This is a genomic window from Streptomyces sp. SN-593 (assembly GCF_016756395.1).
Taxonomy (GTDB): Bacteria; Actinomycetota; Actinomycetes; order Streptomycetales; family Streptomycetaceae; genus Actinacidiphila; species Actinacidiphila reveromycinica.
Genome location: NZ_AP018365.1, coordinates 2,727,650 through 2,742,549 on the forward strand (window position 1 = coordinate 2,727,650; position 14,900 = coordinate 2,742,549).

General features: G+C 71.2%; 11 protein-coding genes. 1 reads left to right on the forward strand and 10 read right to left on the reverse strand.

Annotated elements, in window-relative coordinates; genetic code table 11:
• The first annotated feature begins 70 nt into the window (after window positions 1-70).
• Window positions 71-763, forward strand: a complete 693-nt coding sequence (locus tag RVR_RS11200) for an SDR family NAD(P)-dependent oxidoreductase (protein ID WP_202233709.1) — start codon at window positions 71-73, stop codon at window positions 761-763.
• A 72-nt stretch (window positions 764-835) separates the two neighbouring features.
• Here RVR_RS11200 and RVR_RS11205 read toward each other — a convergent pair whose 3' ends face one another.
• The 10 genes from RVR_RS11205 to RVR_RS11250 all read right to left on the reverse strand — a co-directional run bounded on the left by RVR_RS11205 (window position 836) and on the right by RVR_RS11250 (window position 14,763).
• Window positions 836-2,776 (reverse strand): TIGR03960 family B12-binding radical SAM protein, encoded by a 1,941-nt coding sequence (locus RVR_RS11205; RefSeq protein WP_202233710.1) that lies wholly within the window; start codon window positions 2,774-2,776, stop codon window positions 836-838.
• A 196-nt stretch (window positions 2,777-2,972) separates the two neighbouring features.
• Window positions 2,973-4,169, reverse strand: a complete 1,197-nt coding sequence (gene rodA / locus RVR_RS11210) for a rod shape-determining protein RodA (protein WP_202233711.1) — start codon at window positions 4,167-4,169, stop codon at window positions 2,973-2,975.
• Window positions 4,169-6,412, reverse strand: coding sequence for a penicillin-binding protein 2 (mrdA, locus tag RVR_RS11215; protein ID WP_202233712.1), 2,244 nt, complete (start codon window positions 6,410-6,412; stop codon window positions 4,169-4,171). Before mrdA ends, rodA begins: the two co-directional genes overlap by 1 nt.
• 47 nt (window positions 6,413-6,459) lie before the next feature.
• Window positions 6,460-7,164, reverse strand: a complete 705-nt coding sequence (gene mreD / locus RVR_RS11220; RefSeq protein ID WP_202233713.1) for a rod shape-determining protein MreD — start codon at window positions 7,162-7,164, stop codon at window positions 6,460-6,462.
• Window positions 7,165-7,168: 4 nt separating this feature from the next.
• Window positions 7,169-8,182, reverse strand: a complete 1,014-nt coding sequence (mreC, locus tag RVR_RS11225; protein ID WP_202233714.1) for a rod shape-determining protein MreC — start codon at window positions 8,180-8,182, stop codon at window positions 7,169-7,171.
• Window positions 8,183-8,323: 141 nt separating this feature from the next.
• Window positions 8,324-9,346 carry a rod shape-determining protein gene (locus RVR_RS11230; RefSeq protein ID WP_202238535.1) on the reverse strand — a complete coding sequence of 341 codons (1,023 nt, stop codon included), beginning with the start codon at window positions 9,344-9,346 and terminating at the stop codon, window positions 8,324-8,326.
• A gap of 194 nt (window positions 9,347-9,540) precedes the next feature.
• Complete coding sequence (gene ndk / locus RVR_RS11235) at window positions 9,541-9,960, reverse strand: nucleoside-diphosphate kinase (protein WP_202233715.1); 420 nt, start codon at window positions 9,958-9,960, stop codon at window positions 9,541-9,543.
• 69 nt (window positions 9,961-10,029) lie between these two features.
• Complete coding sequence (locus tag RVR_RS11240; RefSeq protein WP_202233716.1) at window positions 10,030-10,365, reverse strand: DUF4233 domain-containing protein; 336 nt, start codon at window positions 10,363-10,365, stop codon at window positions 10,030-10,032.
• A gap of 126 nt (window positions 10,366-10,491) precedes the next feature.
• Entirely contained in the window at window positions 10,492-12,012 is a 1,521-nt protein-coding gene (gene folC / locus RVR_RS11245; RefSeq protein WP_202233717.1) for a bifunctional tetrahydrofolate synthase/dihydrofolate synthase, read from the reverse strand.
• 114 nt (window positions 12,013-12,126) lie between these two features.
• Window positions 12,127-14,763 (reverse strand): valine--tRNA ligase, encoded by a 2,637-nt coding sequence (locus tag RVR_RS11250; RefSeq protein ID WP_202233718.1) that lies wholly within the window; start codon window positions 14,761-14,763, stop codon window positions 12,127-12,129.
• Window positions 14,764-14,900: the final 137 nt, after the last annotated feature.

Below are 14,900 nucleotides of genomic sequence, written 5' to 3' on the forward strand. Positions count from 1 at the left end.
GCGCCCGCCGCCCGCCACGCTCGGAGGTGGGGCGGTGCACCGGCCGCCGCCCGGAGCCGGAGGAGCAGCCATGACCACCACGTTCGTCACCGGAGCAGGCAGGTCGCTCGGGCTGGAGACCGCCCGCCGCCTGGTCGAGGCCGGCCACACCGTCCTGCTCGGCGCCCGCGACCCCGAGCGCGGCCGGGCCGCGGCCGGGGCGGTCGGCGCGCGCTTCGTCCGCATCGACGTGGCCGACGACGCGTCGGTCGAGGCGGCCGCCGCCGACGTCGCCGCCCACGAGGGCGCGCTCGACGTCCTGGTGAACAACGCCGGGATCCACGGCCGGGTCGGCCCGGTCGAGGAGTACACCGCCGCCGACGTGCGCGCCGTCCTGGACGTGAACGTCGTCGGGATCGTCCGCGTCACGCACGCGTTCCTGCCGCTGCTGCGCAGGTCCGCGCACCCGGTCATCGTCAACGTGTCCAGCGGGATGGGCTCGTTCGGCCTGACCCACGACCCGGAGCGGATCGAGTCGCAGTACTCCCTGCCGCTGTACGCCGCCTCGAAGGCCGCCGTCACCATGCTCACCACGCAGTACGCCCGGGAGCTGGCGGACGTGAAGGTCAACGCCGCCGACCCCGGGCAGACCGCGACCGACTTCACCGGCGGGCTCGGCCACAGCGTCGAGGTGGGCGCCGAGTCGATCGTGGCGCTCGCCACGATCGGCCCCGACGGCCCGACCGGCCGCCTCGTGGACCGCTCGGGCACCCTGCCCTGGTGAGGCCCGGCCGACCGCCCGGGCGCCGTCCCCGGTGCGGCCGGCTCAGTTGCGGCCGGCTCAGTTGCGGCCGGCTCAGTTGCCGCCCGCGCCGTTCACGACCGTCAGCGGCAGCAGCTTCTTGCCGGTGGGGCCGATCTGGATGTCCAGGTCGAGCTGGGGGCACACCCCGCAGTCGAAGCACGGCGTCCAGCGGCAGTCGTCCACCTCGGTCTCGTCGAGGGCGTCCTGCCAGTCCTCCCAGAGCCAGTCCTTGTCCAGGCCGGAGTCCAGGTGGTCCCAGGGCAGGACCTCCTCGGCGGTCCGCTCGCGGGTGGTGTACCAGGCCAGGTCCAGGTCGAACGCGGGGAGCGCGGCGTCGCAGGCACGCAGCCAGCGCTCGTAGGAGAAGTGCTCGCGCCAGCCGTCGAACCGGCCGCCGTCGGCGTACACCGCGCGGATCACGGCGCCGACGCGGCGGTCGCCGCGGGAGAGCAGGCCCTCGATGATGCCGGGCTTGCCGTCGTGGTACCGGAAACCGATGTTGCGGCCGTACTTGCGGTCGCCGCGGATCGCGTCGCGCAGCTTCTCCAGCCGGGCGTCGGTCTCCTCGACGCCGAGCTGCGGCGCCCACTGGAAGGGGGTGTGCGGCTTGGGGACGAAGCCGCCGATCGACACGGTGCAGCGGATGTCGTTCTGCCCGGTCACCTCGCGGCCCTTGGCGATCACCTTGCGCGCCATGTCCGCGATCTGGAGCACGTCCTCGTCGGTCTCGGTGGGCAGGCCGCACATGAAGTACAGCTTCACCTGCCGCCAGCCGTTGCCGTACGCGGTGGCGACGGTGCGGATCAGGTCCTCCTCCGACACCATCTTGTTGATCACCTTGCGGATGCGCTCGGAGCCGCCCTCGGGGGCGAAGGTCAGGCCCGAGCGGCGGCCGTTGCGGGTCAGCTCGTTGGCCAGGTCGATGTTGAACGCGTCCACCCGGGTGGAGGGCAGCGACAGGCCGATCTTGTCCGCCTCGTACCGGTCCGCGAGGCCCTTGGCGACGTCGGCGATCTCGGTGTGGTCGGCCGACGACAGCGACAGCAGGCCGACCTCCTCGAAGCCGGTCGCCTTCAGGCCCCGGTCGACCATCTCGCCGATGCCGGTGATGGAGCGCTCGCGCACCGGGCGGGTGATCATCCCGGCCTGGCAGAACCGGCAGCCGCGGGTGCAGCCGCGGAAGATCTCCACCGACATCCGCTCGTGCACGGTCTCCGCGAGCGGCACCAGCGGCTGCTTCGGGTACGGCCACTCGTCGAGGTCCATGACGGTGTGCTTCGACACCCGCCACGGCACGCCGGAGCGGTTGGGCACGACCCGGGAGATCCGGCCGTCGGGCAGGTACTCCACGTCGTAGAAGCGCGGGACGTACACGCCGCCGGTCCTGGCCAGCCGCAGCAGCAGCTCGTCGCGCCCGCCGGGGCGGCCCTCGGCCTTCCACGCGCGGATCAGGTCGGTGATGGTGAGCACCGCCTGCTCGCCGTCGCCGATCACGGCCGCGTCGATGAAGTCGGCGATCGGCTCGGGGTTGAACGCCGCGTGCCCGCCGGCCAGCACCACCGGGTCGTCCTCGGTGCGGTCGGCCGCGTCCAGCGGGATGCCGGCGAGGTCGAGCGCGGCCAGCATGTTCGTGTAGCCCAGCTCGGTGGAGAAGCTGAGCCCGAAGACGTCGAACGCGCGGACCGGGCGGTGGCTGTCCACGGTGAACTGCGGCACCTTGTGCTCGCGCATCAGCGCTTCCAGGTCCGGCCACACGCTGTAGGTGCGCTCGGCGAGCACGCCCTCCCGCTCGTTGAGCACCTCGTAGAGGATCATGACGCCCTGGTTGGGCAGGCCGACCTCGTACGCGTCGGGGTACATCAGCGCCCACCGCACGTCGGCGGCGTCCCAGTCCTTGACGGTGGAGTTCAGCTCACCGCCGACGTACTGGATCGGCTTCTGTACATGCGGGAGCAGCGCTTCCAGGCGCGGGAAGACCGACTCGACAGGCATCTCGGCGACTTTCGTGTGTCCTGATCTTGCGGGCGCCCCGGCGGCCGGGCCGTCGGGGGGAGGGTGACCCTCAAGGGTACCCGAGCCGCGACACGCGCCCGGCCGGACCGGCGACGGGGCGAACGGCGGACGGCAGGCGGCAGGCGGCAGGCGGTGAGCAGCGGGCAGCGGGCAGCGGGCAGCGGGCAGCAGCGCGCTACGCCGACATGGGCCGCTGCATCTTCACGGACTGGAGCATCCCTATGGCCACGAAGTTGGCGAACATCGATGATCCGCCGTAGGACACGAAGGGTAGGGGGATGCCCGTGACCGGCATGATGCCGAGCGTCATGCCGATGTTCTCGAAGGACTGGAAGGCGAACCAGGCGACGACGCCGGCCGCCACGATCGTGCCGTACAGGTCGGTGGCGTTGCGGGCGATGGTGCAGGCGCGCCAGAGGATCACGCCGACCAGCAGCACGATGAACGCGCCGCCGACGAAGCCGAGTTCCTCGCCGGCCACCGAGAAGACGAAGTCGGTCTGCTGCTCGGGCACGAACTGGCCGGTGGTCTGGCTGCCGTGGAACAGGCCCTTGCCCAGCAACCCGCCGGAGCCGATCGCGATCCGCGCCTGGCTGGTGTTGTAGCCGACGCCGGACGGGTCGAGCGCGGGGTTGGCGAACGCGGCGAACCGGTCGATCTGGTACTTGTCCAGGATGCCGAGCTGCCAGACCAGCAGGGAGCCCACGATCCCTGTGGCGATCAGCCCGAACACCCAGCGGGTGGACGCCCCGGAGGCGAGCAGCACGCCGAGCACGATGGCGCCGAGCACCATCACCGACCCGAGGTCGGGCATCATCAGGATGATCAGGATCGGCAGGGCGGCCAGCGCGAGCGACTGCGTCACCCGGCGGTGGTCGGGGTGTTCCTGGTCACCGGCGTCGACCCGGGCGGAGAGCACCATCGCCATGCCGATGATGATGGAGATCTTCACGAACTCCGACGGCTGGAGCGAGAAGCCGCCGCCGATGATGATCCAGGAGTGCGCGCCGTTGACGGTGGAGCCCAGCGGGCTGAGCACCGCGAGGATGCCGAGGATCGACAGCGCGTAGAAGAACGGCACGATGGTGCGCATCCGGTGGTGCCCTATGGCCATCGCGCCGATGCACAGCGCCAGGCCGATCCCGGCGTTCATCACATGGCGGATCAGGAAGTAGTACTGGTCGCCGTGGGTGAGGCTGGTGCGGTTGCGGGTCGCGGAGTAGACCAGCAGCGTGCCGATGAAGCACAGCAGGATCGTGGCCAGGAAGAGCAGCCAGTCCATCCGGCGCACCACGGAGTCCCGGGCGAACAGCTTGCCCATGGTGGAGCGCTCCGGCGTGAACCGCCGGACGGAGTAGGAGTTCGCGCTCATCACGTGTACTTCCTGCCGTACAGCAGTTTCTCGGTCCGGGTCGGGGTGAGCGCGGCCAGCGCGGGCACCGGGTCGCCCCCGGTCGATCCGGCCGGGGAGTTGGCGAAGGTGTCGGCGACCTCGGTGGAGTACGCGGCCTGCTGGGCGCTGACCACCGAGCCGTCGGCGGAGATCTTCGGCAGCGACGTGACCGGCTGGGGCATGATGCCCTTCTTCGGGTCGATCGTGGTGCTGTCCTTCTTGATGCCGTACATCGCCTCGTAGATGCGGCGGATCGCGGTACCCGAACCGCCGGAGCCCGTACCGCCCTGGGAGATCGTCATGACGATCGTGTAGTCCTTGGTGTACGTGTCGAACCAGGACGTGCTCTGCTTGCCGGAGACCTCCGCGGTACCGGTCTTGGCGTGCAGCGGGATCTTGTCCTGCGGCCAGTTGCCGAACTTCCAGTCGGCGGTGCCCTCGGTGACCACGCCGGCCAGTGCCTGGTTGATGTACTTCAGCGTGGACTTGGAGTCGGGCAGCTTGGCGACCGCCTTGGGCTTGATCGGGGTGACCGTCTTGCCGTCGGGGCTTATCACGGCCTTGCCGATGGTCGGCTGGTACAGGGTGCCGCCGTTGGCGAGGGCCGCGTAGATCCGGGCCATCTGGATCGGGGTGACGAGCGTGTCGCCCTGGCCGATGGCGTAGTTGACGGAGTCACCGGCGCGCAGTTCGTAGCCGTCCGGGCAGTTCTCGATGGCGATCGCGACGCTCAGGGAGGGGTTCTTGTCGTTCTTGTGCTTCTTGGCGGTCGCGCACCAGTCGGCCTTGTTCTCCTCCCAGAAGTCCTTCTTCCACTGCCGGTCCGGGACCCGGCCGGTGACCTCGCCGGGCAGGTCCACCCCGGTGGTGGCACCGAGGCCGAACTGGTGGGCGGTCGTGTAGAAGTAGTCCTTGGGGTTCTTCGGGTCGTTGCCGCCGTCCTTCTGCCACTGGGCGTAGGAGAGCCGGTAGAAGACGGTGTCGCAGGAGACCTCGAGCGCGCGGGCCAGCGAGATGTCGCCGTAGCTCTCGTTCTCGTCGTTGTGGAAGACCTGGTTGCCGATGGAGAACGACGACGTGCAGGCGTACGGGCCGTCCTCGCTGTAGCCGGCCTTGACCGCGGCCGAGGTGGAGATGACCTTGAAGGTCGAGCCCGGCGCCGACTCGCCCTGGATGGCGCGGTTGAGCAGCGGGTAGTTGGACTTGGTGTCGGTCAGGGCCGCGTAGTCCTTGGCCGAGATGCCGCCGACCCACTCGTTGGGGTCGTAGGTGGGCTCGCTGGCCATCGCGATGATCTGACCGGTCTTGTTGTCCATGACGATCGCGGCGCCGGAGTCGGCCTTGAAGTTCTTGTGGGTGACCGGGTCGTACGTCTTGCGCGCGGTCACCATCGCGTCGTTGAGTTCCTTCTCGGTGACCGCCTGCACCTTGGCGTCGATGCTGGTGACCACGTTGTCGCCGGGCGTGGCCGGCGTCTCGGACGCCTTGCCGATCACCCGGCCGAGGTTGTCGACCTGGTACTTGGTGACGCCGGCCTTGCCGCGCAACTGGTCGTCGTAGGTGCTCTCCAGGCCGGAGCGGCCGACCTGGTCCGAGCGCAGCAGCGGGTTGCTGGTCTTCTCGGAGGCGGCCACCTCCTTGTCGGTGACCGGGGAGAGGTAGCCGAGTACCTGGGCCGCGTTCGCCTTGTCCGGGGCCGGGTAGGTGCGCACCGCGGTGGGCTCCGCGGTGATGCCGGGGAAGTCCTCGCGGCGCTCCATGATCTGGAGGGCCTGCTGGGTGGTGGCCTCGTCGGTGATCGGGATCGGCTGGTAGGGCGAACCGTTCCAGCACGGGCGCGGGGTCTGCGCGTCGCACAGCCGCACCTTGTCCATCACGTCCTGGGGCTTCATGCCGAGCACCTTGGCCAGCCGGGTCAGCACGGCGGTGCCGCCGTCGGCCTGCTGGAGCAGGTCGGTGCGGCTGGCCGAGACCACCAGCAGGGTCTGGTTGTCGGCGATCGGCACGCCCCGGTCGTCGAGGATCGAGCCGCGCACGGCCGGTGTGACGACCTGCTGGTAGTGGTTGCTGGCGGCCTCCTGGTCGTACTCCTGGCCGTTGCGGATCTGGAGGTACCACAGCCGGCCGCCGAGGGTCAGCAGCAGCGAGAGGACCAGCACCTGGAGGATGACCAGCCGGATCGTGACCCGGCTGGTCCGCCCGGTCTCCGGGATGTTGCTCATCTACTCGCTCTCCCCGCTCGCTCGCTCCGTGCGGGCACCACTCGCCGTCATCGCCGTGCTCCCCTTGCCACCATGCTGCCGTTGAACCGCGCCCGGCCGAACAGGCCGCGCTGCGGGGTGATGCCTGCTCCGGCGCCCGCTCTGGCGCGCCCGCGCCCGCGGAGGCGGAACCGGCCGCCGCCACCGCCGCCCCGGCCGCCGCCGAACCCGCCGCCGTAGCCGCTGCCGGCGGCGTCCTCCGCGAGCGGGTCGTGGTCGAAACGGCGGGCCAGCGCCATGACCAGCGGGACCACGAACGGCGCCAGCAGCAGGTCGTACAGCGTCGCGGTGAACACCAGCTTGGCCAGGCCGACGTGGGCGCCCGCGGTGTCCCCGACCAGTCCGCCGACGCCCGCGTACAGCAGCGTGGTGGCGACGGCGGCGCCGATGACCACCAGCATCGGACCGGCGGCGGTGCGCAGTTGGCCGCTGTCGGGCCTGGCGAGGCCGGCCGCGTAGCCGATCACGCACAGCACCAGGGCGTAGCGGCCGACCGCGTGGTCGGCCGGCGGCGCGACGTCGGCGAGCAGTCCGGCGAAGAAGCCGATCAGGCAGCCGCCGACGTGGCCGTAGGTGAGGGCCAGGCCCAGCACCGTCAGCAGCAGCAGGTCGGGGACCGCACCCGGCAGGTGCAGCCGGGCCAGCACGCTGACCTGGGCGACCAGGGCGATCACCACCAGGACGGTGGAGAGCACGATCCGGTTCGGGCGCATGGCGTCAGTCCCCGTCGGTGGAGGTCGGGTTGGTCGAGGTCGTCGAGGTCGTCGGCTCGGTGCTCGGCGGGACCGCGCCGTCGGAGCTGCCGGAACCGGGGGTGTCCCCCGGCGACGGGGTGCTCTTCGGTTTGGGCTTCGCGGTGTGCGACGGGGTGGGCTTGGCCGGCAGCACGCTGTCCCGCGGGTCGGTGCGCGGGCCGACCACGACCACGCCGACCACGTCGAGCTTGGTGAAGCCCACGTACGGCTGGACCTCGACGGTCTTGGTGAGGTTGCCGTCCGACGGCTCGACGCTGACCACCTTGCCGACCGGCACGCCGGGCACGAAGGGCTTGTCCTTGTCGGAGCCGAAGGAGACCACCCGGTCGCCCTTGTGCACGTCGGCCTTGCCGTTGAGGAGCTGGTCGCGCAGCGGCCGGTTGCCCTGGCCGGTGGCGAAGCCGATCTCCTGGCTGCCCTCCAGCCGGGTGCCGACGGTGAAGTCCGGGTCGTTGGCGAGCAGGACGGTCGAGGTGGAGCGGCCGACGGTGGTGACCCGGCCGACGAGGCCGTCGCCGTTGATCACCGTCATGTCGCGCTTGAGGCCGTCGTTGCTGCCGGAGTCGATGGTGATCGTCCAGGAGAAGCCCTGGGCCGCTCCTATCGCGATGACCTGCGCTCCCTTGACGGTGTACTGCCCGGCGCCGGCGACCTTCAGGAGCTTGTCCAGTTCCTGGGCACGGGCGCGGGTGGTGTCCTTGCTGCCGAGCTGCTGCTTGAGCTGGGTGTTCTCCTGCTCCAGCCGCTTGATGGTGCTGCTGTCGCGGCCGGAGTCGCGGACCGCGTCCACCGCGTTGCCCACCGGGTCGACCACGCCGGACACCGCGTTCTCCACCGGGCCGAAGGCCGACTGGGCCACTCGTCGCGGCCGGTCCAGGGGGGAGTTCTCGCCGCCCCGGATGTCGACGGTGATCAGCGCGAGCGCCACGACCACCAGTAGTACCAGCAGCAGCCGGCTCTCCTTTGTGTCCCTCACGGGCGCCAGTCCGTGCCTTCCTCATCGGACCCGCCGCCGCTGGGGCCGCGGCCGGTCGGAGCTACTGTGCCGGTTTGCGCCCGCATCCGGCGCCGCGGTGGTGACAGCGCCTGCGCCGGGTGGGGCGGTTCGTCTTCCGTGTCATCTGCGCGGGGCCGCGTCGAGGACCTGCTGAAGGGCCTCGAACTCCTCCACGCACTTGCCCGCACCGAGCGCCACGCAGTCCAGCGGGGCCTCGGCGATGTGGATCGGCATGCCGGTCTCGTGCCGCAGCCGCTCGTCCAGGCCGCGCAGCAGCGCGCCGCCGCCGGCCAGCACGATGCCGCGGTCCATGATGTCGCCGGACAGCTCCGGCGGGCACTTGTCGAGCGTGGTCTTCACCGCGTCGACGATCGCGTTCACCGGTTCCTCGATGGCCTTGCGCACCTCGTTCGCGGAGATCACCACGGTCTTGGGCAGGCCGCTGACCAGGTCCCGGCCGCGGATCTCGGTGTGTTCGTCGTCCTTCGCGGCGGCGAACGCGGAGCCGATGGTCAGCTTGATCTGTTCGGCGGTGCGCTCGCCGAGCAGCAGGCTGTACTCCTTCTTGATGTGCTGGATGATCGCGTTGTCCAGCTCGTCGCCGGCCACCCGGATGGACTGGGCGGTGACGATGCCGCCGAGGCTGATCACCGCGACCTCGGTGGTGCCGCCGCCGATGTCCACCACCATGTTGCCGGTGGCCTCGTGCACCGGCAGTCCGGCGCCGATCGCGGCCGCCATCGGCTCCTCGATGATGTGCACGGTACGGGCGCCGGCCTGGGTGGCGGCCTCGATCACGGCGCGGCGCTCCACACCGGTGATGCCGGAGGGCACGCACACCACGACCCGCGGGCGGACCATGTAGCGGCGGCGGTGGATCTTGAGGATGAAGTAGCGCAGCATGCGCTCGGTGATCTCGAAGTCGGCGATGACGCCGTCCTTCAACGGGCGCACCGCGACGATGTTGCCGGGGGTGCGGCCGATCATCTTCTTCGCCTCGGCACCGACCGCGAGGATGCCGCCGGTGTTGGTGTTGACCGCGACGACCGACGGCTCGTTCAGGACGATCCCGCGGCCCCTGACGTACACCAGCGTGTTGGCGGTCCCGAGGTCGACAGCCATGTCACGGCCGATGAACGACATGTTGTTCGCCATGTGGATACGTCTGGCCTTCCCGAGCGTGGGCGGAGGTTCCATCGTAGTCGCGCCGGGCTGGGCGCGGCGTCGGGGTTCCGACGCCATTGTCATCAGAACACACAGCGGACCTCAGTAATGGTGACGCCGTGTCGGAGTGTCTGGTTCCGTTCCGACCCCGGTCGGATGCGGGAACCGCCCGGTCAGCTGCCGGAACGGTCGGGGAAGAAGAGCTTGATCTCGCGTTCGGCGGACTCCTCGGAGTCCGAGGCGTGCACCAGGTTCTCACGGGTGACGGTACCGAAATCCCCCCGGATGGAGCCGGGCCCGGCCGCGATCGGGTCGGTCGGGCCGGCCAGCGCGCGCACTCCCTCGATCACCCGCTCGCCCTCGACCACCAGGGCCACCGACGGGCCGGACGCCATGAACTCCACGAGCGGCTCGTAGAACGGCCGGCCGACGTGCTCGGCGTAGTGCTGTTCCAGGGTGCCGCGATCCAGGGTACGCAGCTCCAGCGCGCTGATGGTCCAGCCGGCCTTGCGCTCGATTCGGCCCAGGATCTCGCCGACCAGGCCGCGGCGAACGGCGTCCGGCTTGAGGAGGACAAGGGTGCGCTGGGACACGGTGCGGCTCCTGACGGGTATGACAAGCGAATGTGACGACGAGCCTACAAGGCGGGTGCCGATCGGTTGTCAGGCGGCTTGTGTCGCGTGCCGGGCCTTGATGTCGTCGACCTTGCGCCCGAAGTGGATCGACGCCCACCACAGGGCGGCGAAGATCACGCCGAGCACGAACATCGTACCGACCACGAAGCCGCTGACGATCAGGCCGATCTGGAGCGCCCAGCCGACCACGACCGCCCACGGCCGGGTGACCACCCCGCACAGCAGGACGCACAGCGCCATCGTGACGCCGCAGACCGTCCACACGGTGCCCATCGACAGGTCGGGATGCTTCATCGCGACCAGCCCGGCGAAGCCGACCACGAAGAACTCGCCGATCAGCGTGCTCGAACACAGGGTCCGCATGCCCGGGCCCCCTTCCCTCTGGTTTCCTTCCGCGCCCGCGTGCGCGGGTGCTGCGCCGTAAGCGCGCACGGGTGTGCCGCGGCTCGCGTGCACGGGTGTTCCGCTGTCCGCATGTGCGCGGCCGCCCTACCGGCGGGCCAGCAGCAGGCGGGCCTGGCCGACGGTGATGACCGAACCGGTGACCAGTACGCCGGCGCCGGCGTACTCGCCCTCGTCCTCGGCGAGGGTGACCGCGGCCTCCAGCGCGTCGTCCAGGCGCGGTTCGACCTGCACCCGGTCCTCGCCGAACACCTCGACCGCCACGGCCGCCAGCGCGTCGACGTCCATCGCCCGGGAGGTGGAGTTGCGGGTGACCACGATCTCCGCGAGCACCGGCTCGAACGCCTCCAGCAGCCCGCGCACGTCCTTGTCGCCGCTCGGCCCGACCACGCCGACCAGGTGGCTGAAGCCGAACACCTCGCTGATCGCGGCCGCGGTGACCCGCGCGCCGGCCGGGTTGTGCGCGGCGTCGAGCACCACGGTGGGGCTGCGCCGGACCACCTCCAGCCGGCCGGGCGAGGTGACCGCCGCGAACGCGCCGCGCACGGTGTCCAGGTCGAGGGTGCGCTGGTGGACGCTGCCGATGCCGAAGAACGCCTCCACCGCGGCCAGCGCCAGCGCCGCGTTGTGCGCCTGGTGCTCGCCGTGCAGCGGGAGGAAGACCTGTTCGTACTCGCCGCCGAGGCCGCGCAGCGTGAGCATCTGCCCGCCCACGGCCACCTCGCGGTGCACCACCCCGAACTCGGCGCCCTCGCGGGCGACGGTGGCGTCCCTCTCGACCGACCGGCGCAGCAGTTCGCGCGCCGCGTCCGGCGGCTGCTGGGCCAGGACCGCGGTGGCGCCCTTCTTGATGATGCCGCCCTTCTCGACGGCGATCTCGCCGGGGGTGCTGCCCAGCCGGTCGGTGTGGTCCAGCGAGATCGGGGAGACCACGGCCACCGAGGCGTCCACCACGTTGGTGGCGTCCCAACTGCCGCCCATGCCGACCTCGACCACCGCCACGTCGACCGGGGCGTCCGCGAACGCCGCGTACGCCATGCCGGTGATCACCTCGAAGAAGGACATCCGGTGCGGCTGGGCGGCGTCGACCATCTCGACGTACGGCTGGATGTCGCGGTACACCTCGACGAAGCGCTCCGCGGAGATCGGCGCGCCGTCCAGGCTGATCCGCTCGGTCATCGACTGCACGTGCGGGCTGGTGTAGCGGCCGGTGCGCAGTTCGAAGGCGAGCAGCAGCCGCTCGATCATCCGGGCGGTGGAGGTCTTGCCGTTGGTGCCGGTGATGTGAATCGCGGGGTAGGAGCGCTGCGGCTGGCCGAGCACGTCCATCAGTGCGGCGATCCGGTCGAGGGACGGGTCGAGCTTCGTCTCGGGCCAGCGGCCCAGCAGTTCGTCCTCGACCTCGCGCAGCCGGCGGTCCAGCTCGGGGTCCGACGGCCGGGCCGGCACGTCGTCCTCCGGGGCGGGCGGGGTGACCTGGGTGCGCAGCGTGCGGCTGCCGGCCTCGATGACCGCCAGGTCCGCCTCGCGCGGCCCGCCTCCCGCGCCGTCCTCGCCGTCGTCCGGGAACTCGTCCGGGAACTCGTCGTCCTGCCCGTGCTCGCTCACAGCGTCCAGTCTACGGAAGCGGCCCGGGCCGAACCGCCCGGGCCCGGGCTCCGCGCGCGGGCGCCGCGCGCACCGTCCCCCGGTGCGCGGCGCCGCCCGTGCCGCCCGTGCCGCCTACGCCGCCGGGAGGGCGGCGAGCTGCGCGGTGATGCGGGCGATGTCCTCGTCGGCGGCGGCGAGCCGGGTGCGGATGCCCTCGACCACCTTCGCCGGTGCCTTGCCCAGGAACGCGTCGTTCCCGAGCTTCCGCTCCGCCTGCTGCTTCTCCTTCTCGGCCGCGGCCAGGTCCTTGGCCAGCCGCTTGCGCTCCGCCGCCACGTCGATCGCGCCGGACAGGTCGAGGGAGACCCTGGCCGCGCCGACGGGCAGGGTGGCGGTGGCGTGGAAGCCCTCGCCGGTCGGCTGGAGCCGCAGCAACTGCCGGATGGCGTCCTCGTGGGGCGGCAGCAGGGTGCCGTCGAGCGACAGCTCGGCCGGGACCCGCTGGCCGGGCTGGAGCCCCTGGTCGCTGCGGAACCGGCGGACCTCGGTGACCAGCCGCTGCACCGCGGCGATCTCCGCCTCGGCGGCCGCGTCGCGGAAGCCGCTGTCGGCCGGCCAGGCCGCGGTGACCACGGTCTCCTCACCGGTGAGGGTGGTCCACAGCGTCTCGGTGACGAACGGCACGATCGGGTGCAGCAGCCGCAGCGTGACGTCCAGCACCTCGCCGAGCACCCGCCCGGAGACCCGCGCCGGGTCGCCGCCCTTGAGGAAGGTGGTCTTGGACAGCTCGACGTACCAGTCGAAGACCTCGTCCCACGCGAAGTGGTAGAGCGCGTCGGAGAGCTTCGCGAACTGGTAGTCCTCGTAGAGCGCGTCGACCTCCGCGACCACCGTGTTGAGCCGGGAGAGCACCCAGCGGTCGGCCGCGGACATCTCCTCGGGCGCCGGCAGCGGCCCGGCCACGGTGGCGCCGTTCATCAGCGCGAACCGGGTGGCGTTCCAGATCTTGTTGGCGAAGTTCCGCGACGCCTGGACCCAGTCCTCGCCGATCGGGACGTCGGCCCCGGGGTTGGCGCCGCGGGCGAGGGTGAAGCGGACCGCGTCCGACCCGTAGGCATCCATCCAGGTGAGCGGATCGACGGAGTTCGGGTTGGACTTGGACATCTTCTTGCCGTGCTCGTCGCGCACCAGGCCGGTGAGCGCGATGGTGTGGAACGGCGGGGTGTCGTCCATCGCGTACAGGCCGAACATCATCATCCGGGCGACCCAGAAGAAGATGATGTCGTGACCGGTGAGCAGGACGTCGGTCGGGTAGAACTTCGCCAGGTCCGCGGTCTGTTCGGGCCAGCCCAGGGTGGAGAAGGGCCACAGCGCCGAGGAGAACCAGGTGTCCAGGACGTCGGCGTCCTGGGTCCAGCCCTCGCCGGAGGCGGGGGGGAGCTCGTCGGGCCCGACGCAGACCTGCTCGCCCGCGGGGCCGTACCAGACCGGGATGCGGTGGCCCCACCAGAGCTGCCGGGAGATGCACCAGTCGTGCATGTTGTCGACCCAGTCGAAGTACCGCTTCTCCATCTCCGGCGGGTGGATCCGCACCCGGCCGTCGCGCACGGCGTCGCCGGCCGCGCGGGCCAGCGGCTCGACCCTGACCCACCACTGGAGCGACAGCCGCGGCTCGACGGTGGTCTTGCACCGGGAGCAGTGGCCGACGGAGTGGACGTACGGCCGCTTCTCGGCCACGACCCGGCCCTGCTCGCGCAGCGCCTCGACGATCGCCGAGCGCGCCTCGAAGCGGTCCAGGCCCTGGAACGGGCCGGGCACGGTGATGACCGCCCGCTCGTCCATGATCGTCAGGGACTCCAGGGAGTGCCGCTGGCCGATGGCGAAGTCGTTCGGGTCGTGGGCGGGGGTCACCTTGACCGCGCCGGTGCCGAACTCCGGGTCGACGTGCGCGTCGGCGACCACCGGGATGGTCCGGTCGGTGAGCGGCAGCTTGATCCGCCGGCCGATGAGGTGGGCGTACCGCGCGTCGTCGGGGTGGACGGCGACGGCGGTGTCGCCGAGCATCGTCTCGACCCGGGTGGTGGCGACCACGACGCTGTCCTCGCCGTCGCCGTACCGCAGCGAGACGAGCTCGCCGTCGTCGTCCTGGTAGTCCACCTCGATGTCGGAGATGGCGGTCATGCAGCGCGGGCACCAGTTGATGATCCGCTCGGCGCGGTAGATCAGCTCGTCGTCGTAGAGCTTCTTGAAGATGGTCTGGACGGCCTTGGACAGGCCCTCGTCCATGGTGAAGCGCTCGCGGGACCAGTCGACGCCGTCGCCGAGGCGGCGCATCTGGCCGAGGATGCGGCCGCCGTACTCCTCCTTCCAGCGCCAGGTGCGGGCGACGAAGTCCTCGCGGCCCACGTCGTGGCGGGACTTGCCCTCCTCGGCGAGCTGCTGCTCGACCTTGTTCTGGGTGGCGATGCCGGCGTGGTCCATGCCGGGCAGCCACAGCGCCTCGAAGCCCTGCATGCGCTTGCGGCGGGTGAGGGCGTCCATCAGCGTGTGCTGGAAGGCGTGTCCGAGGTGGAGGGTGCCCGTCACGTTCGGCGGCGGGATGACGATGGTGTACGGCGGCTTGTCGCTCTTCGCGTCGGCTTCGAAGTACCCGCGCTCCACCCACCGCTCGTACAGCGGCCCCTCTACCTCGGCCGGCGTGTACTGGGTCGGCAGATGGGGGTCGCTGTGCTGCCCGCTGGCGGGGCGCGGATGAGTGTTGTCGGTCACGGTCCCGATTCTAGTAGGCCCGCCGCCTGGCTCCCGACGGGTTATCCACAGGGCGGCCCGGGCGGCCCGGCCGCCGCGGGAGCAGCCCGCCGCCCGGAGGGCGCGGCGGGCCGCGACTGCGGCAGGATGAGCGGGAC

Bases quoted from the DNA above. Each gene is read 5' to 3' on its own strand.
- mrdA (WP_202233712.1), bottom strand. From the start codon at position 6,412: ATGAGCAACATCCCGGAGACCGGGCGGACCAGCCGGGTCACGATCCGG.
- rodA (WP_202233711.1), bottom strand. From the start codon at position 4,169: ATGAGCGCGAACTCCTACTCCGTCCGGCGGTTCACGCCGGAGCGCTCC.
- RVR_RS11230 (WP_202238535.1), bottom strand. From the start codon at position 9,346: ATGTCGTTCATCGGCCGTGACATGGCTGTCGACCTCGGGACCGCCAAC.
- RVR_RS11200 (WP_202233709.1), top strand. From the start codon at position 71: ATGACCACCACGTTCGTCACCGGAGCAGGCAGGTCGCTCGGGCTGGAG.
- mreD (WP_202233713.1), bottom strand. From the start codon at position 7,164: ATGCGCCCGAACCGGATCGTGCTCTCCACCGTCCTGGTGGTGATCGCC.
- RVR_RS11240 (WP_202233716.1), bottom strand. From the start codon at position 10,365: ATGCGGACCCTGTGTTCGAGCACGCTGATCGGCGAGTTCTTCGTGGTC.
- RVR_RS11205 (WP_202233710.1), bottom strand. From the start codon at position 2,776: ATGCCTGTCGAGTCGGTCTTCCCGCGCCTGGAAGCGCTGCTCCCGCAT.